At 54.3% G+C, this 19,393-nt stretch carries 14 protein-coding genes; 11 read left to right on the forward strand and 3 right to left on the reverse strand.

Features of this window, described 5'->3' with window-relative positions:
* The 4 genes from arcC (at position 1) to HV350_RS21650 (ending at position 4,076) form a co-directional block, all read left to right on the forward strand.
* The gene (arcC, locus tag HV350_RS21635; RefSeq protein ID WP_016151496.1) at positions 1–933 is read left to right on the forward strand and encodes a carbamate kinase; all 933 of its coding nucleotides are present in this window, start codon (positions 1–3) and stop codon (positions 931–933) included.
* A 55-nt stretch (positions 934–988) separates the two neighbouring features.
* Positions 989–1,993 carry an ornithine carbamoyltransferase gene (argF, locus tag HV350_RS21640; RefSeq protein WP_016155572.1) on the forward strand — a complete coding sequence of 335 codons (1,005 nt, stop codon included), beginning with the start codon at positions 989–991 and terminating at the stop codon, positions 1,991–1,993.
* A gap of 55 nt (positions 1,994–2,048) precedes the next feature.
* Positions 2,049–3,452 (forward strand): YfcC family protein, encoded by a 1,404-nt coding sequence (locus HV350_RS21645; RefSeq protein ID WP_047499900.1) that lies wholly within the window; start codon positions 2,049–2,051, stop codon positions 3,450–3,452.
* A gap of 144 nt (positions 3,453–3,596) precedes the next feature.
* On the forward strand, positions 3,597–4,076 hold the full coding sequence (locus HV350_RS21650) for an arginine repressor (protein WP_003839609.1): 480 nt from the start codon (positions 3,597–3,599) through the stop codon (positions 4,074–4,076).
* On the opposite strand, the gene HV350_RS21655 is transcribed toward HV350_RS21650, so the two are convergent.
* The gene (locus tag HV350_RS21655) at positions 4,073–4,195 is read right to left on the reverse strand and encodes a hypothetical protein (protein WP_085951096.1); all 123 of its coding nucleotides are present in this window, start codon (positions 4,193–4,195) and stop codon (positions 4,073–4,075) included. The genes HV350_RS21650 and HV350_RS21655 overlap by 4 nt on opposite strands.
* Between HV350_RS21655 and pyrL the strand changes: the two genes are divergently transcribed.
* The 4 genes from pyrL (at position 4,175) to ridA (ending at position 6,186) form a co-directional block, all read left to right on the forward strand.
* On the forward strand, positions 4,175–4,276 hold the full coding sequence (pyrL, locus tag HV350_RS21660) for a pyr operon leader peptide (protein WP_003025819.1): 102 nt from the start codon (positions 4,175–4,177) through the stop codon (positions 4,274–4,276). The genes HV350_RS21655 and pyrL overlap by 21 nt on opposite strands.
* 36 nt (positions 4,277–4,312) lie before the next feature.
* On the forward strand, positions 4,313–5,248 hold the full coding sequence (gene pyrB / locus HV350_RS21670; RefSeq protein WP_016151493.1) for an aspartate carbamoyltransferase: 936 nt from the start codon (positions 4,313–4,315) through the stop codon (positions 5,246–5,248).
* A gap of 13 nt (positions 5,249–5,261) precedes the next feature.
* Entirely contained in the window at positions 5,262–5,723 is a 462-nt protein-coding gene (gene pyrI, locus HV350_RS21675; RefSeq protein ID WP_016151492.1) for an aspartate carbamoyltransferase regulatory subunit, read from the forward strand.
* A 76-nt stretch (positions 5,724–5,799) separates the two neighbouring features.
* On the forward strand, positions 5,800–6,186 hold the full coding sequence (gene ridA / locus HV350_RS21680; protein WP_016151491.1) for a 2-iminobutanoate/2-iminopropanoate deaminase: 387 nt from the start codon (positions 5,800–5,802) through the stop codon (positions 6,184–6,186).
* Between the two features lie 61 nt (positions 6,187–6,247).
* Here ridA and HV350_RS21685 read toward each other — a convergent pair whose 3' ends face one another.
* Both HV350_RS21685 and mgtA read right to left on the reverse strand, forming a co-directional pair.
* Complete coding sequence (locus HV350_RS21685) at positions 6,248–11,554, reverse strand: hypothetical protein (RefSeq protein ID WP_181629298.1); 5,307 nt, start codon at positions 11,552–11,554, stop codon at positions 6,248–6,250.
* Between the two features lie 558 nt (positions 11,555–12,112).
* A complete protein-coding gene (gene mgtA, locus HV350_RS21690) occupies positions 12,113–14,821 on the reverse strand; it encodes a magnesium-translocating P-type ATPase (RefSeq protein WP_181629299.1) in 2,709 nt (902 codons plus the stop codon).
* Between the two features lie 389 nt (positions 14,822–15,210).
* On the opposite strand from mgtA, the gene treR reads away from it, so the two are divergent.
* From treR to treC, 3 genes are all read left to right on the forward strand, one after another.
* Positions 15,211–16,158 (forward strand): trehalose operon repressor TreR, encoded by a 948-nt coding sequence (gene treR, locus HV350_RS21695; RefSeq protein WP_016155565.1) that lies wholly within the window; start codon positions 15,211–15,213, stop codon positions 16,156–16,158.
* A 110-nt stretch (positions 16,159–16,268) separates the two neighbouring features.
* The gene (gene treB, locus HV350_RS21700; protein WP_016155564.1) at positions 16,269–17,687 is read left to right on the forward strand and encodes a PTS trehalose transporter subunit IIBC; all 1,419 of its coding nucleotides are present in this window, start codon (positions 16,269–16,271) and stop codon (positions 17,685–17,687) included.
* A 49-nt stretch (positions 17,688–17,736) separates the two neighbouring features.
* The gene (gene treC / locus HV350_RS21705; RefSeq protein WP_181629301.1) at positions 17,737–19,389 is read left to right on the forward strand and encodes an alpha,alpha-phosphotrehalase; all 1,653 of its coding nucleotides are present in this window, start codon (positions 17,737–17,739) and stop codon (positions 19,387–19,389) included.
* Positions 19,390–19,393: the final 4 nt, after the last annotated feature.

Raw genomic sequence — 19,393 nt, forward strand, 5'->3', positions numbered from 1 at the left:
ATGGAAAACAAACCTACCCTGGTTGTGGCGCTGGGCGGCAATGCACTACTCAAACGTGGCGAACCACTGGAAGCCGACATCCAACGCAAGAATATTGAGCTGGCGGCAAGAACTCTCGCTCAACTCACGCAGCAGTGGCGCGTAATTCTGGTACACGGCAATGGCCCGCAGGTTGGACTTTTGGCGTTACAAAACAGTGCTTATGCCAACGTCACCCCCTATCCGCTCGATATTCTCGGCGCAGAAAGTCAGGGAATGATTGGCTATATGCTGCAACAGGCCCTGAAAAACCAGCTCCCACAGCGTGAAATTAGTGTCCTGCTGACTCAGGTTGAAGTCGATGCCCACGATCCGGCCTTCAGTAATCCCACCAAATATATCGGGCCGATTTATGACGAACCCCAGGCCCATGCATTACAGGCGGAAAAAGGCTGGGTTTTCAAAGCCGATGGTAAAGCGTTCCGCCGTGTTGTGCCCTCTCCACAACCCAAACGTATCGTGGAAAGTGACGCCATTCGCACACTGATCGCCCGCGATCATCTGGTTATCTGCAACGGCGGTGGCGGCGTACCGGTGGTGGAAAAAGCCGATGGCTACCACGGTATTGAAGCGGTGATCGACAAAGATCTCTCCGCCGCCCTGCTCGCCAAACAAATCCACGCCGATGCGCTGCTGATCCTGACCGATGCCGATGCGGTGTATCTCGACTGGGGCAAACCTACCCAGCGCCCGCTGGCCCAGGTTACGCCGGAACGGCTCGGCGAAATGCAATTCGACGCCGGTTCAATGGGCCCCAAAGTCACCGCCTGCGCGGAATTTGTCTCTCACTGTCACGGGATTGCTGGCATCGGCTCGTTGGCTGACGGTTCGGCCATTCTCGCCGGTGACAAAGGCACGCTAATTCGGCGCGAAGCCACTGATGTTAACGCTTAAGGCTTTTTTTGCTGGGTAAAGCGAAGCCTTATCCAGCCTACATAAGGATATTTTCATGACTGTTAACCTGAAAAATCGCAATTTTCTCAAATTGCTGGACTACACCCCAACGGAAATCCAGTACCTGATCGATCTGGCTATCGAGTTAAAAACGGCGAAAAAAGCCGGGCGCGAAAGGCAAACGCTGGTCGGTAAAAATATCGCGCTAATCTTCGAAAAAACGTCAACTCGCACCCGCTGCGCCTTTGAAGTCGGCGCTTTCGATCAGGGCGCACAGGTGACCTACCTTGGCCCAAGCGGCTCGCAGATTGGTCATAAAGAGTCGATGAAAGATACCGCCCGCGTGTTAGGTCGCATGTATGACGGTATTGAATACCGTGGCTACGGCCAGGAGATCGTGGAAGAACTGGGGCAGTTCGCTGGTGTGCCGGTCTGGAACGGGCTGACGAATGAATTCCACCCTACGCAGATCCTCGCGGATCTGATGACCATGCTGGAACACGCCCCGGGTAAAACCTTACCCGAACTGAGCTTCGCTTACCTCGGTGACGCCCGCAATAACATGGGCAATTCGCTGATGGTCGGCGCGGCGAAAATGGGGATGGATATTCGTCTGGTCGCACCGAAATCCTTCTGGCCGGACGAGGCGCTGGTTGCCGAATGCCGTGAAATCGCCAGCGTGACGGGCGCGCGCATTACGCTCACAGAGGATGTTGAGGAAGGCGTTTACGACGTGGACTTTCTCTACACCGATGTCTGGGTTTCGATGGGGGAACCCAAAGAAGCGTGGGCAGAACGCGTCAGCCTGATGACGCCTTATCAAATTAACCAGCAGGTCATCGATGCAACCGGCAATCCCAATGTGAAATTCATGCACTGCCTGCCCGCCTTCCATAACGAGCACACCAAAGTGGGCCGTGAAATCGAAGCGGCTTACGGCCTGAAAGGGCTTGAAGTCACGGAGGAGGTATTTGAGTCAGCGCATTCCATCGTCTTCGACGAAGCAGAAAACCGGATGCATACCATTAAAGCGGTCATGGTAGCGACACTCGGCGACTAACCCCAGCGGGCATGTGTCGCCTGGCGGCATATGCCCAAGCTATCCGGAGAACATCATGGGCAAATTCAAATTTCCCAGCGCGTATACCATCCTGTTTATTCTCATTGCGCTCGTCGCCGTTATGACCTGGATTGTCCCTGCCGGGAAATACCAGATGGCGATGAATGCCACCCTGGGCAAAGAAGTGCCGGTTGCCGGTACCTATGCCCCAACAGAGGCGCATCCACAAGGTTTAACGGCTGTACTGCTGGCTCCGATTGACGGGCTTTATAACCACGAAACCTACACCGCAGGCGCGATTGATGTGGCGTTGTTTGTCCTGATTATTGGCGGGTTTCTCGGCGTGGTAAACAAAACGGGCGCCATCGACGCAGGAATCGAACGCGTGACGGTCAGGCTGAACGGCAAAGAAGAGTGGATGATCCCCATCCTGATGGGACTTTTCGCCGCCGGAGGCACGATTTACGGCATGGCGGAAGAATCACTTCCTTTCTACACCTTATTGGTTCCGGTCATGATGGCTGCGCGCTTTGATCCACTGGTTGCTGCTGCAACCGTTTTGCTTGGCGCAGGCATCGGCACCCTCGGTTCAACAATCAACCCTTTCGCAACGGTTATCGCCGCTAACGCCGCCGGGATCCCCTTCACCCAGGGAATGCTGATGCGCATTCTGCTGCTGGTCGTCGGCTATGTAATCTGTGTGGTATGGGTCATGCGCTATGCACGGAAAGTTCGCAGCCATCCTGAGCTTTCCATCGTGGCCGATAAAATGGAGGAAAACCGTGCCCATTTTCTCGGTAGTCGCGCCAATACCAATCTTGAATTCACGGCTACGCGTAAGTGGATCCTGCTGATATTCGCCGCCGCCTTTGCAGTGATGATTTATGGCGTCGCGGTGCTCGGCTGGTGGATGGCTGAAATATCTGGGGTTTTTCTGGCATCTGCGATTATCGTCGGCGTAATTGCCCGCATGAGTGAAGAAGCATTCACCAGTACCTTCATTGACGGGGCACGGGATCTGCTCGGCGTGGCGCTGATTATCGGCATTGCGCGCGGTATCGTCGTGGTGATGGACAACGGCATGATCACCCACACCATTTTGCACAGCGCCGAAAATTTAGTCTCCGGTCTGTCCACCACCATTTTCATCAATGTGACTTACTGGCTGGAAGTCTTGCTCTCCTTCCTGGTCCCTTCCTCGTCTGGCCTGGCGGTGCTCACGATGCCCATTATGGCCCCGCTGGCTGACTTCGCCCATGTGCAAAGGGATCTGGTCGTCACCGCGTATCAATCCGCTTCCGGCATTGTGAATCTGATTACCCCCACCTCAGCGGTTGTGATGGGTGGGTTGGCCATCGCTCGTGTTCCTTATGTGCGCTACCTGAAATGGGTCGCACCACTGCTGCTAATTCTGACGGTGCTGAACATGGTTGTTCTGAGTATCGGCGCGATGCTGTAGTCCTGTTGGCCGTCGGATCCCGACGGCTTTTTTGAGCGCGCTCTCGTTTTTCTGCACAACCGCCCGTTTGAGCCGTTATTGATACTGCAAATGTGGTGAATTTCGCCATCGCATTGATACAAATGATAAATTTAGGGTGTTTTTATGAAGGAATTCGATGATTACTCGACCAAAGAGCAGAAACAGTTGGCGATTTGTCAGCGCCTGATAAGCGAAAAAAGCTACCTGTCTCAGGAAGCGCTTCGCCGCGATCTACAACACCATGGTTTCACCGGGATTAGCCAGTCAACGGTATCTCGTCTGCTGAAACTGCTCGGTGCTATAAAAATAAGAAATACAAAAGGGCAAAAAATTTATTCTGTAAATCCGCAATCACGACCCGCGCCTGATGCTGCCCGATCGATTGCTGAAATGGTGGTCAGCGTGGAACACAATAGCGAGTTTATCCTCATCCACACGGCGGCTGGCTATGGTCGCGCCGTAGCCAGAATCCTCGATTATCACGCGTTGCCAGAAATTCTCGGCGTCATTGCCGGTAGCAGTATTGTCTGGGTCGCGCCGCGGGTGGTACAGCGAACGGGCCTGGTCCACAAGCAGATTAATTATCTATTCAAAATGAATTAAAATTCATAAGAACCGTTTGCGATGAATAAATAGTGCATTTTTCGCTTGATCCCATAACGGAGCTGAGTATAATCGCGGACAATTTGCCGGGAGGATGTATGGTTCAGTGTGTACGACATTTTGTCTTACCGCGTCTGAAAAAGGACGCTGGCCTGCCGTTTTTCTTTCCGTTGATCACCCATTCCGAGCCCCTCAATTGAGGGGCTTTTTTTTTGCCCAGGCGTCAGGAGATAAACATGGCTAACCCGCTCTATCAAAAACACATCATTTCCATAAACGACCTCAGCCGCGATGACCTTAATCTGGTCCTCGCGACGGCGGCGAAATTAAAAGCTAACCCGCAGCCAGAGCTGTTAAAACATAAGGTCATCGCCAGTTGCTTCTTTGAAGCGTCAACCCGCACCCGTTTATCTTTTGAAACCTCCATGCACCGTCTGGGCGCCAGCGTGGTGGGTTTCTCTGACAGCAGCAACACGTCGCTTGGCAAAAAAGGCGAAACTCTGGCCGACACCATTTCCGTCATTAGCACCTATGTCGACGCCATCGTGATGCGTCATCCGCAGGAAGGTGCCGCGCGTCTGGCAACAGAGTTCTCCGGTAACGTGCCGGTACTGAACGCCGGCGACGGTTCCAACCAGCATCCCACCCAAACGCTGCTGGATCTGTTTACCATTCAGGAAACGCAGGGTCGCCTGGACAATCTGCAAATCGCCATGGTGGGTGACCTGAAATATGGCCGCACCGTCCACTCCCTGACCCAGGCGCTGGCAAAGTTCGAAGGTAACCGCTTCTACTTCATCGCCCCGGACGCGCTGGCCATGCCGCAATACATTCTGGATATGCTGAATGAAAAAGGTATCGCCTGGAGCCTGCATGGCACTATCGAAGAGGTAATGGCGGAGGTCGATATCCTCTACATGACCCGCGTACAAAAAGAGCGTCTGGACCCGTCCGAATACGCCAATGTGAAAGCACAGTTTGTTCTGCGTGCCAGCGATCTGAACGGTGCCAGAGCGAACATGAAGGTGCTGCATCCGCTGCCGCGCATCGATGAAATCACCACCGACGTCGACAAGACGCCGCACGCCTGGTATTTCCAGCAGGCTGGCAACGGCATCTTCGCCCGCCAGGCGTTACTGGCACTGGTACTGAATAGCGAACTGGCACTGTAAGGGAGAAAAAGAGATGACACACGATAACAAACTGCAGGTTGAAGCCATCAAACGTGGCACCGTAATTGACCACATTCCCGCACAGGTTGGTTTTAAGCTGCTGACGTTGTTCAAACTGACTGAAACCGACCAGCGTATCACCATCGGGCTGAACCTGCCGTCTGGCGAGATGGGCCGTAAAGACCTGATTAAAATCGAAAATACGTTCCTGACCGACGAGCAGGTAAACCAGCTCTCCCTGTACGCTCCGCAGGCAACGGTAAACCGCATTGACGATTATGACGTGGTGGGTAAATCACGTCCGAGCTTGCCTGAACGTATCGATAACGTGCTGGTTTGCCCGAACAGTAACTGCATCAGCCATGCTGAACCAGTATCGTCCAGTTTTTCAGTGAAAAAGCGCGCTGACGACATCGCACTCAAATGCAAATACTGTGAAAAAGAGTTTTCGCATTATGTGGTGCTGGCCAACTAATTGGTGTTGGTAATGATTTCCCGGCTCCCTATAATGGCCGGGAACATTCTATTACCGCTGTAATTCAGGAGAAATCATGAGCAAGACTATCGCGACGGAAAATGCACCAGCAGCAATCGGCCCATACGTTCAGGGCGTTGACCTGGGTAGCATGGTAATCACTTCCGGTCAGATCCCGGTCGATCCGAAAACCGGTGCCGTATCGGAAGACGTGTCCGCTCAGGCGCGTCAGTCGCTGGAAAACGTACAAGCTATCGTTGAAGCAGCAGGCCTGAAAGTGGGCGACATCGTAAAAACTACCGTCTTCGTTAAAGACCTGAACGATTTCGCAACCGTAAACGCGACCTACGAAGCGTTCTTCACCGAGCACAACGCCACTTTCCCGGCGCGTTCTTGCGTGGAAGTTGCCCGTCTGCCGAAAGACGTGAAAATCGAGATTGAAGCGATCGCCGTTCGTCGCTAAGCGTAAAAAAAACCGCCGGAAATCACTCCGGCGGTTCTGTTTTTACTCACTCAGGCTGTTATCAGAAATTGTGTTTAATATTCAGCATAAAGCCCTTGTCGCTGATGTTGTCCTCTTTCCAGTGGAAAGCGTCCACCCCGGCGCTGGTGTTACCGGCGTTATACTTCACACCCACCTGTGCCATGCTGTTGATGCTGCCACCTTTCTGACCGTCGTCAACGTTGAAGCTCTGACCTGCCGCACCCTGCAGGGACGCTTTTTTGCCAGTGCTGACGTAGCTCAGGTTCGGGCCGCCTTCCAGCGTCGCCGTTGCTGCCCAGCCATCCTTACCGGCATAGCTCAGCTTCATACCCACCACTGAATCAACCGCCGTTTCCGTGCTGCTGTTCATGTTCAGGTTAAAGTCGCCAGCACCGCGCTCCTGATAACCGTCTTCCATGGTGTGACGCAGTTTCAGACCGGCATACGGCACAACATCCAGCCCTTCGCTGACGGCGAAGGTTTTACGACCCTCGGTACGCAGCTCCAGGTACTGCTGACGGCTGTCCGCCAGCGCCTGTTTGTTGACATCACCGTAGTTAATGCCGCGTTTGCTGTCGAGCTGATGTACGTCGTAACGCAGGGCGTTGTTCCAGGAGAGACCTTCCTCACCGAGCGGCATGGCGTGCTCCAGACCCAGGAACTGGCTGTAACCGCCGGTGATACCGTCGCTGCCGGAAGAGACATTACCTTTACCGTCCAGACGGGCAATACCGTACTCCATGGTCAACGACTGATTATCGCCAAAGCCCAGTTTCTGACGCAGTGCCATCATGTCGTACTGCGTGTCTTTACCCAGTTCGGCACGCTGGTCGCCTTTCGCCACCAGGTTAAACGACAGACCGTTACCCAGTTCCGGCGCAGCATCCGCCAGCATATCGAAGCGGTTGCTGAGTCTGCGGGCGTCGCGGGAGACGTTCACAGCCTTGTTGCCGCTGATTTGCTTCATCGCCTTCGTCACGTCGGCAGAGGTCTTCAGGTTCAGACTGCTGAACAGCTCGTTGTTGGTGTAGGAGGCATCCAGCGCGCCGGCAACACCGCTGACGCTGCTGTCGGTCACCACGTCGGTGTAGGCGTTTTTGGTCATGGTGACGTCCACGTTGCCGTTCGCGTCTTTCTGACCCTGCGCGCTCCACACCACGCTTTCAGAGGTGATGTTTTCCAAGCCTTCCACATCAGCCCCGGTAAAGACGTTGTCGAAGGTCTGAGTCGTGGCAGCCGTACCTGCGGTGAAGCCGGTATCCACGCTGACAGAATCCAGTGCCAGGGCGTTATTACCCGCATTAAACGTACCGGCAGAGCCGCTGGCGCGGGTACCCAACACATAACCACTCACACGCTGAACAGAAGCGGGGGCAGAATTGCTGTCAGTTGGCGCAGAACCCATATGCGTATCATCTGACGACATTGCGCCGCCGTTCAGATTAATGGTGCCGCTGTTATGGATAGTGCCTGTGCCGTCGTTGTAAAACGCCTGACCGTTGTCGGCATTAATATTGATGGTGCCATCGTTGTACGCAACACCGCTCTTATACACTGCCATGCCGACCAGTGGTTTAGTCGCATCATAGAACTCGTTTTTTTCGAGATTAATGGTGCCCAGGTTTATCACCTGATTGGTTGCGCCATACGCCACCATACCAGCACCAGCGTTATTAATGGTAATTGTGGCGCCCTGGTGGTTAGTTGCCGTAGCGTTGTTTTTAGGTCCACTATAGGTGTCGGTTCCCACAGCCATACCCACGCTAAAATCCCTTGCGGAAGAAGAGGCAACGTTAGCCGCCAGTTCGGTTGTATCATCGGCGCTTTTCCACATAGCATCCGTGGTGATTTTCCCGAAGTTATCCAGGTTAGCGTTGTCATAGGCCGCCATTGCGCTCCCACGCCCGTATACCTCAATTTCTCCTGTGGCGTTGTTTAGAGCACGAGAACCCACCCCACTGGCCACCATCATATTCTGAGATATGACGCTGTTATTTATCGAAGGCGCACTTGCCATAGTCATAGAGAACATACTAAAGATACTATCCTGATTAAGGATTTTACCGGTAATACGACCATTGTTAGTGACAACGCCTCCCTTCATTGCATACATTGCCCGAAGAGGAATGGTGGTTCCTGGGCGTGCGGCGCTGGTTCTGTTAACTTCTATTGTCTTATCATTGACGGCTGAGGACCCTGCCCCCTCGACATATACCAGCGAACTGTCGCTAACAGTAATCTCCCCTTTGTTGGTAAAGGCGGCCCCCGAAGACACCGCAATTAACCCCCCCAATCCTGTTGTATCTTCCATCGAGTACCAGTCAATAAGGGCATCATTCGACGTAAAGGTCGCCCCGTCCGTCAGTTCCATATATGCGCCATTAGATAACTGGAACAGATGGGAGAATCCTGTACCGAATTCACCCTCCATACGGGAATCACCGCTTATATACACAGACGAATGTCCATCAACGCTAATCACAGATGTTCCGGAAGAACCTTCGGCAGGGCCTTTTCGTTGATTAGCTATCGCGTCTCCGGCAGCGGCGTCAGCTAACTTGTCGCTCTCCCCGGTCAGCGTTACCCCCTTCAGCAAATCAACCCGGTTATTATCTCCAGTCATCACCAGACCCTGAATTTTTTCCTGACTTCCGGCGTTGCCCCCCCACTTATGTCCGGCCACTTCAGTATCAACAATCACCTGCAAATGCCCGTCCAGCACCACGGTATTATCACTGCCGCTGACTTTAAGCCCGGTTGATGGCGTAAAGAAATTATCTGCTGCCAGCGGGGAGGTCTGATCTTTATCCACCACCATATTACCGGTCAGCGTCACCGTGTTGGCTTCGCCGGAAACGTTGACCCCGGTCGCCTGCTGGCCGGTGATGCTCATCGAGTCAGACACCAGATTAATGGTGTTTGATTTACCCGTCACATTCAGACCCGTGGAGAAATCACCCACCACCATTTTACCGTTCTGGTTAATGATGTTGCTGTTACCGGCAACATCCACCCCGATGCTCGGTTTGGTACTGTCGGTACTGCCTACCGTCATTTCCCCTTCGTTGTTCAGGGTGTTGCCGTCGCCGCTGACTTTTGTTCCCGTCGCGCCATCAATAGCCTTGCTGGCACCATTGTTATTAATGGTGTTGTTATTACCCGCGACATCAGTACCTGCAGAGCCTGCGCCCTCCGCGGTGGTACTGCCTTTGTTGTCGATCGTGTTGCCGTTACCGTCCACGTCCGTGCCGGTCGCGCCGTTGGAGGCGCTGGTATCACCTTCGTTATTGATTTTGTTGCCGTCGCCGGTTACATCGGTACCCGTTGAGCCCGCGCCGTCCGCAGTGGTTTTGCCCTTGTTATCGATGGTGTTGTTGTTACCGTCAACGTCCGTGCCGGTACCACCATTGGTTGCGCTGGTGTCACCTTCGTTAATGATTTTGTTACCGTCACCGTCAGCTTTGGTGCCGGTAGAGCCTGCGCCATCGGCGGTGTTGTTACCCTTGTTGTCGATGGTGTTGCCGTCACCAGTGACATCAGTGCCGGTACCACCATTGGTGGCACTGCTCTCACCGCCGTTATTGATGGTGTTGCCGTCGCCGTCAGTTTTGGTGCCGGTAGAGCCTTCACCGTCCGCGGTGTTTTTGCCGTTATTGTTGATGGTGTTGTCATCGCCGGTAACGTCGGTGCCCGTACCGCCGTTGGTGCCGCCGTTGTCGCCACCGTTATTGATGGTGTTGCCGTTACCGTCTACATCAGTACCGGTAGAGCCTGCGCCATCGGCGGTGTTGTTACCCTTGTTGTCGATGGTGTTGCCGTTACCATTCACGTCCGTGCCGGTACCACCATTGGTGGCACTGCTCTCACCGCCGTTATTGATGGTGTTGCCGTCGCCGTCAGTTTTGGTACCGGTAGAGCCTTCGCCGTCCGCGGTGTTTTTGCCGTTATTGTTGATGGTGTTGTCATCGCCGGTCACGTCAGTGCCCGTACCACCATTGGTGCCGCTGTTGTCGCCACCGTTATTGATGGTGTTGCCGTTACCGTCTACATCAGTACCGGTAGAGCCTGCGCCATCGGCGGTGTTATTACCCTTGTTGTCGATGGTGTTGCCGTTACCATTCACGTCCGTGCCGGTACCACCATTGGTGGCACTGCTCTCACCGCCGTTATTAATGGTGTTGCCGTCGCCGTCAGTTTTGGTACCGGTAGAGCCTTCGCCGTCCGCAGTGTTTTTGCCGCCGTTATCAACTGTGTTGCCGTTGCCGTCCACGTCTGTGCCGGTGCCGCCGTTGGTGGCGCTGTTATCACCCGTGTTGTTGATGTCGTTGCCGTCTCCGGTCACGTCGGTACCGGTGGAGCCTTCACCGTCGGCAGTGTTTTTGCCGCCGTTGTTGATGGTGTTGTCGTTACCGTCCACGTCGGTGCCGGTACCACCATTGGTGCCGCTGTTATCACCCGTGTTGTTGATGGTGTTGCCGTCGCCGTTAACATCGGTACCAGTGGAGCCAGCACCGTCGGCGGTGTTGTTGCCACCGTTATCAACTGTGTTGCCGTTGCCGTCCACGTTGGTGCCGGTACCGCCGCCAGTAGCGCCGGTATCGCCATTCACATTAACATCGTTATCATCACCGTTGATAATCGTCCCGGTATCACCCGGGCTGCCTGCGGTAGAGCCGCCATCAACTGTTTTCTGCTGCCCGTCACCGTTGATAACCGTGGTGCCCGGCCCCGCAAGGGTAAGCTCTCCTGCGCGGTTGTACGACCAGAACAGGTTGTTACTGCCGTACGTTCCCTGCATCACCAGCGCATTGCCCGCCACGTTCAGGCTGGTCACAGTCAGGGTTTTGCCGTCCGGTGCGGTCAGCAGGTAGCCGTCGCCCTGCTTCGTAATGGCGAAGGTGGTATTGGTATAAGTGACGCCATTCACCACCAGAGAGGCAAAGGTCAGGGTTTTCGCGCCCCGGTCAAGGGTAACGCCATTGTCATAAACGAAGGTGGAGGTATCAGGTGTAACGGGGCCCACTGGATCGACAGGGTCGACAGGGTCCACCGGATCAACAGGCACCCCGGAGGACGAATGGCCGCCGCCGCCTCCGCCGCTCGCCGCGATACCCACCGTGGCCGCCAGCGCGGCGATACCGCCCGTCACCCACGCCCAGTTCTGATCTAAAAAGCTTTCCGTGGCTTTCTGGCACTCCGGCGACAGTTTAGCCAGCTCAGCCTGAGAAAGGCTGCTGATATTTTCGGGACACTGCTTTTTTTTGTCTTCGTTGTTGTTAAGATCGGCGGCAAATGTATTACCGCTTAATGCCAGGGCAATACAAAATGAAATAGCTTTCCTTTGCATAATGTTACTCTCTCTGATGTGAGCGAAATGATATAGATAAAACGACATAGCGACGAAACATGCCGCCGCAGATTCTCCGAACCTGTGCAACAGCGGCACCATATAAATAAATTTATATAGAAGCGAGTATATCCAAAGACATATTTCATAACAACGAATCATCGCCATGAATATATATCTCAACGCATTGTTTTTATTGGAATTGATAAAAATAAGAATAAAGGAATCATTAAAAAAAACATAAAATACAACATGTTGCAATCATAGATTTTTATGTAAATTTTTTAATTCTCGATATTTTACGGAATGAATGGAGGGGGAGTGCTAAGGCATATCTTATAAATTATAATTTTTAATATATGAATATTAAAAAACAATATTCTACGTGAATTTATTCACTTATCATTCACATTTATCGAATTAATTATCTTTTAACAGAAATAATAATACGCATGAATTTTCTGCGGCACGAATCATCGGGCGATTCCGATACTCCTCCTGCGCCAGGTTACAGCTGCGTTGGCTTTTTAAGGGGCCAACGCAGCCGATATCTTGTGCTTACTGCCAGCCGTAGCGGCGGCTATAAAAACCTTTCACGAGCTGGGTTAACGTCATGTAGCCCGCCAGAATCGCAATCAGCCACGGGAAGTAGCTCAGCGGCAGCGCCTGCAATTGCAGATAGTTGGCCAGCGGCGAGAACGGTAATGCAATGCCTACCACCATGACCACCAGCGTCATCAGCATCAGCGGCCATGCGGCGCGGCTTTGGATGAACGGCACGCGGCGGGTACGGATCATATGCACAATCAGCGTTTGCGACAGCAGGCCTACCACGAACCAGCCAGACTGGAACAACGTCTGATGTTCTGGCGTATTCGCATGGAAGACGAACCACATCAGGCAAAATGTCAGAATGTCGAAGATCGAGCTGATCGGTCCAAAGAAGATCATAAAGCGCCCCAACTCGCTGGGATTCCAGCGCTGCGGCTTTTTGATCTGCTCTTCGTCGACGTTATCAAATGGAATCGCCACCTGGGATACATCGTACAGCAGGTTCTGAATCAGTAAGTGCAGCGGCAACATCGGCAGGAACGGTAAGAAGGCGCTCGCCACCAGCACGCTAAACACATTACCGAAGTTAGAACTGGCCGTCATTTTGATATACTTCAGCATGTTAGAAAAAGTACGGCGTCCTTCGATCACCCCTTCTTCCAGCACCATCAGACTCTTTTCCAGCAGGATGATATCAGCCGCTTCACGCGCAATATCAACCGCGCCGTCAACGGAGATACCAATGTCCGCCGCGCGCAGCGCCGGGGCATCGTTAATACCATCCCCCATAAAGCCAACCACATGACCTTCGCGCTTGAGCAGCGTGACAATGCGCTCTTTGTGCATCGGTGTCAGACGAGCAAACAGCGTGGTGCGCTGGGCCAGCGTTGCCAGCTCATCGTCGCTTAACCCTTCAATGCTGCTGCCGATAACCACATCGCCCGCATCCAGCCCCACTTCATGACACACTTTCGCCGCCACCAGCTCGCTATCGCCAGTCAGGATTTTCACCGTAATACCGCTGGCTTTCAGCGCTTTGAGCGCTGGCGCGGTGGTCTCTTTCGGCGGATCGAGGAACGCAATATAGCCTTCGAGGATCAGATCTGATTCATCAATACGCTGGTAATCGCCCTCACGCGCTGGCAGGTACTTCGTCGCCACCGCCACCACGCGCAGCCCCTGGCGGTTCAGCGTATCCGTGACGCGCTTCACCCGACGCAGCATGTTGTCATCTAACGGGACAACCTCACCGCTGTAGCGCACCTGGGTGCAGACGCTGAGGATCTCCTGCAGCGCGCCTTTGCACACCAGCTGATGCACATCGGTTTCTTCAGCGACCACCACCGACATGCGGCGGCGTTCGAAGTCAAACGGGATCTCATCAATTTTCTGCCAGCGGGTAGAGAGCTGGCGGGCTGATTCTTCGTCCACGCCTTCCAGCACTGCCGTATCCAGCAGAGTCTTCAGCCCGGTCTGGTAATGACTGTTCAACCACGCAGAATGCAGGACGTGCTCACTGGGTTTACCAGATATATCTGTATGATTCTCAAGTACAATTTTGTCTTGTGTCAGGGTGCCCGTTTTATCGGTACACAGGATATCCATCGCGCCAAAGTTCTGAATGGCGTCGAGGTGTTTGACGATGACCTTTTGTTTTGACAGCTTCACCGCCCCGCGCGCCAGCGTCGAGGTGACGATCATCGGCAACATTTCCGGGGTCAGCCCCACCGCGACAGACAGGGCAAACAGCGCCGCTTCCCACCAGTCGCCTTTGGTATAGCCGTTGATGATGAGCACAATCGGCGCCATCACCAGCATAAAACGGATCAGCAGCATGCTGACGCGGCTGATCCCTTTCTGGAAAGCATTCTGCTCGCTTTCCTGCTCGCTGACGCGGCCCGCCAGTTGCCCGAACCAGGTATTGGCTCCGGTCTCAATCACGATGGCCTGCGCCGTGCCGCTCACCACGTTGGTGCCCATAAAGCACAGGGTATCGCATTCGAGCGGGTTGCTTTGCTGCGGGTCGCGGCTGGTTGCGACTTTCTCCACCGGCAGCGATTCACCGGTCAGCGAAGCCTGGGCCACGAACAGGTCACGAGCCTGCACCACACGCAGATCGGCCGGGATCATATCCCCTGCCGCCAGCTTAATGATATCGCCGGGAACTAACTGGTCGATCGGCAGTTCAACCCAGCCGTTCTCTCCTTTCTCGTTGATAACGCGCAGCACCGTAGCGGTGTTACTGACCATCGCTTTCAGCGCATCTGCCGCTTTGGTGGAACGCGCCTCCTGCACAAAATTCAGTAACGTAGAGATGACGACCATCAGAGCAATGACGCCAGCGGCAAACAGATCTTCGGTGGCATAGGAAATCGCACCGAGGATGGTCAACAAAATATTAAACGGGTTGCGGTAGCAGACCCACAGATGCACCCACCACGGCGACGGCTTCTGCGCCGGCAGTTGGTTCTCACCATGTAATTCGCGAGCGTTTTCCACTTCTGCGGCGTTTAATCCTTCCGGGTGCGCGCCAAACGTTTTCCACAGCGCGGCTTCGTCCATCAGCGCCATTTTCAGACAATGTTCGCTCAGCGATGGTGGGATCGGCGTGCTGGCAACGGTCTGGGCATTAGGCAACGGATCGCGATGCACCAGACGATGTGGTAAATGGCGGTTTAGCCGGGCAAATAGCTGGCGAGTAATATTTTTGAACATAGGCAGTCCCTCTGCGCCAGTCTCAACAGGCGCAGTAAATCCTTCAGGCGTGGCAAAGCCTTACCTGATGGCAATATTAAAATCACAACAGGGACGTCAGAACGTCACTGTCTTACTGCTCCGGTAAGACAGTGAAAGACAGGCTTACCGGAAAGGGGTGTTTCTCCATCTCGGGAGAGGGGTGGGATCGGGATCCATATAGCCTCCGGTAAGTGAATGATTTACGCTGCGGATTATACGCAGAAAACCATAAGGTTTGTGGCAATTATGGCAGTATGATAAACCATGGAAACTAAACCAAACGTATACCAGACTTTGCCCATTGCGCTGCGCTTGAGTAAAGTTATTCTCTATTTGGCATAACTTCACACGCAACACGGGAAAACAGGATGCAAAACCGGCTGACAATTAAAGACATCGCCCGCTTAAGCGGTGTGGGAAAATCAACCGTTTCCCGTGTGCTTAACAATGAAAGCGGCGTGAGCGAACGCACCCGCGAACGCGTTGAAGCGGTGATGAATCAGCACGGTTTTTCCCCTTCCCGCTCCGCACGCGCCATGCGCGGACAAAGTGACAAGGTGGTGGCGATCATCGTCACGCGTCTGGACTCGCTTTCGGAAAATCTCGCCGTGCAAACCATGCTGCCCGCCTTTTATGAGCAGGGTTACGACCCGATCATGATGGAAAGCCAGTTCTCGCCCGAACTGGTTGAAGAGCATCTCGGCATGCTCAGACGCCGCAATATTGACGGCGTGGTGCTGTTTGGTTTTACCGGCATAAGTGAATCCATGCTCGCCTCCTGGCAGGATTCGCTGGTGCTGCTGGCAAGAGATGCCAAAGGCTTTGCCTCCGTCTGCTATGACGATGAAGGCGCCATTCGCACCCTGATGCAGCGTTTATACGATCGCGAGCATCGCCATATCAGCTTTCTTGGCGTTCCCCATAGCGACGTGACCACCGGTAAGCGCCGCCATGAAGCCTACCTGGCGTTCTGTAAGAAACACAAACTGCATCCTGTAGCCGCGCTACCGGGTCTTGCCATGAAGCAGGGTTATGAGCAGGCCGCCAACGTCATCACCCCGGAAACCACTGCCTTAGTCTGCGCGACGGATACCCTCGCCCTTGGTGTCAGCAAATATCTGCAAGAGCAGCGAATTGAGAATCTACAGCTGGCGAGCGTGGGCAGTACGCCGCTGATGAAATTCCTCCATCCGGAAATTATCACCGTCGATCCAGGATATGCCGAAGCCGGACGACAAGCGGCCTCGCAGCTGATCGAGCAGATCAACGGCCGTAGCGAACTACGACAAATCGTTATTCCTTCCACCCTCTCCTGATCGCTTTCTGAGCGTTAATTTGTGATCTTCGCTACGTTTCGGGAACGTTCCCATTTTTAAAAAATCATCGACGATATACTCTGGCGGCAGGTCAACAATAGGGCTTAATAATGAGCAAAATTAAACAAGCAGACATCGACCGGCTGATTGAGCTGGTAGGCGGGCGCGACAATATCGCCACGGTAAGTCACTGCATTACTCGCCTGCGTTTTGTGCTGAATCAGCCTGCGAATGCCAGGCCAAAAGAGATCGAACAATTGCCGATGGTCAAAGGCTGCTTCACCAACGCCGGGCAGTTTCAGGTGGTGATTGGTACCGAAGTGGGCGATTACTACAAAGCGCTGCTGGCGACAACCGGCCAGGCCAGCGCCGACAAAGAGCAGGCGAAAAAAGCCGCGCGGCAGAATATGAAATGGCACGAACAGCTGATTTCTCATTTTGCGGAGATCTTCTTCCCGCTGCTGCCAGCGCTGATTAGCGGCGGCTTGATCTTGGGTTTCCGTAATGTGATTGGCGATCTGCCCATGAGCAACGGGCAGACGCTGGCGCAGATGCACCCTTCGCTGAAAACCCTTTACGACTTCCTGTGGCTAATTGGCGAAGCGATCTTCTTCTATCTGCCGGTCGGGATCTGCTGGTCAGCAGTGAAGAAAATGGGCGGTACGCCGATCCTCGGTATTGTGCTGGGCGTGACCCTGGTTTCACCGCAGCTAATGAACGCCTATCTACTCGGTCAACAGGTACCGGAAGTGTGGAACTTCGGCCTGTTCAGCATTGAGAAAGTGGGCTATCAGGCACAGGTTATTCCGGCACTGCTGGCCGGTCTGGCGCTCGGGTTTATTGAAACACGCATGAAACGCATCGTCCCGGATTATCTGTATCTGGTGATCGTCCCGGTGTGCTCGTTGATCCTCGCGGTATTCCTCGCGCACGCCTTTATTGGTCCGTTTGGCCGCATGATCGGCGACGGTGTCGCGTTTGCGGTCCGTCACCTGCTGACCGGCAGCTTTGCCCCGATTGGCGCGGCGCTGTTCGGCTTCCTGTATGCCCCGCTGGTGATAACCGGCGTGCATCAGACCACGCTGGCTATCGACATGCAGATGATTCAGAGCATGGGCGGTACGCCGGTATGGCCGCTGATCGCACTGTCGAATATCGCTCAGGCCTCTGCGGTAGTCGGGATCATCATCTCCAGTCGCAAACACAATGAACGTGAAATCTCCGTTCCTGCCGCGATCTCCGCCTATCTCGGGGTCACTGAACCGGCCATGTACGGGATCAACCTGAAATACCGCTTCCCGATGCTGTGCGCGATGATCGGTTCCGGTCTCGCCGGACTGCTGTGCGGCCTGAACGGTGTGCTGGCGAACGGAATTGGCGTCGGCGGTTTGCCAGGCATCCTCTCCATCCAGCCGACTTACTGGCAGGTATTTGGCATGGCAATGGTCATTGCGATTGTTATCCCCATGGTACTGACCTCATTCGTTTATCAGCGTAAACACCGTATGGGCACACTACAAATTGTCTAACTTTTCTTCGGGGCGCAGTTGCGCCCCATCGTATTTCCAGGAAACAACCATGAATATTCCCCACTGGTGGCAAAACGGCGTCATCTATCAGGTTTACCCCAAGAGTTTTCAGGACACCACCGGTAGCGGCACCGGCGATTTACGCGGCGTGACGCAGCGCCTCGGCTATCTGCAAACGCTGGGGGTTGATGCCATCTGGCTAACGCCGTTCTATATTTCGCCGCAGGTTGATAACGGCTACGACGTCGCGGATTACATGTCTGTCGATCCGGCCTACGGAACGCTTGCAGACTTTGACGAACTGGTGGCGCAGGCGAAAGCGCGCGGCATCCGTATTATTCTCGATATGGTGTTTAACCACACTTCAACCCAGCACCCCTGGTTTCGCGAGGCGCTGGATAAAGACAGCCCGTATCGTCAGTTTTACCTCTGGCGCGACGGCACGCCAGACAGTCTCCCGAATAACTGGCGCTCCAAATTTGGCGGCAGCGCCTGGGGCTGGCACGCCGAAAGCGAGCAGTACTATCTGCACCTCTTTGCTCCGGAGCAGGCAGACCTGAACTGGGAGAACCCGGCGGTCCGCGCCGAGCTAAAAAAAGTGTGCGAGTTCTGGGCCGATCGCGGCGTGGACGGGCTGCGTCTCGACGTGGTGAATCTTATCTCTAAAAATCAGGACTTCCCGAGCGATCCCGACGGCGATGGGCGGCGTTTTTATACCGACGGCCCGCGCGCGCATGCATTTTTACGTGAAATGAATCGCGACGTCTTCACGCCCCGCGGCCTGATGACGGTCGGCGAAATGTCTTCCACCACGCTGGAAAACTGCCAGCAGTACGCCGCACTCGATGGCAGCGAACTGTCGATGACCTTCAACTTCCACCACCTGAAAGTGGATTACCCCAACGGTGAGAAGTGGACGTTAGCCAAACCCGACTATGTGGCGCTCAAAACCCTGTTCCGCCACTGGCAGCAAGGCATGCACAATCAGTCCTGGAACGCGCTGTTCTGGTGTAACCACGACCAGCCACGCATCGTGTCGCGTTTTGGCGATGAAGGTAAATACCGCGTTCCGGCCGCAAAAATGCTGGCGATGGTGCTGCACGGTATGCAGGGCACGCCCTACATCTACCAGGGTGAAGAGATCGGCATGACCAATCCGCACTTCCGCCAGATTACCGATTATCGCGATGTGGAAAGCCATAACATGTTTGCCGCCCTGAACGGCCAGGGGCGCGATGCGCAAGAGCTGCTGGCGATCCTCGCCAGTAAATCGCGCGATAACAGCCGCACGCCGATGCAGTGGGATGCCAGCAAACACGCGGGCTTCACCCAGGGTGAACCGTGGATCAATCTGTGCGACAACGCAGCGGATATCAACGTGGCGGCAGCGCTGCGCGATACCGACTCGGTGTTCTATACCTATCAGAAGCTGATCGCATTGCGTAAAGCAGAGCCGGTTATCACCTGGGGCGACTATCAGGATCTGCTACCGGACAGCCCGCATCTGTGGTGCTATCAACGTGAATGGCAAGGACAGCGGCTGCTGGTCATTGCTAATCTGAGCGATACCTTCCAGAGCTGGCAGCCGACCCAGACCGACGGCAACTGGCAGGTGCTGATGCACAACTATGCCGAGGTCGCCAGCCAACCCGCAGACATGACGCTGCGTCCTTTTGAAGCCGTCTGGTGGTTGCAAAAATAGCTTG

Origin of the sequence: Citrobacter sp. RHBSTW-01013 (assembly GCF_013781985.1) — a bacterium.
Taxonomy (GTDB): domain Bacteria; phylum Pseudomonadota; class Gammaproteobacteria; order Enterobacterales; family Enterobacteriaceae; genus Citrobacter; species Citrobacter braakii.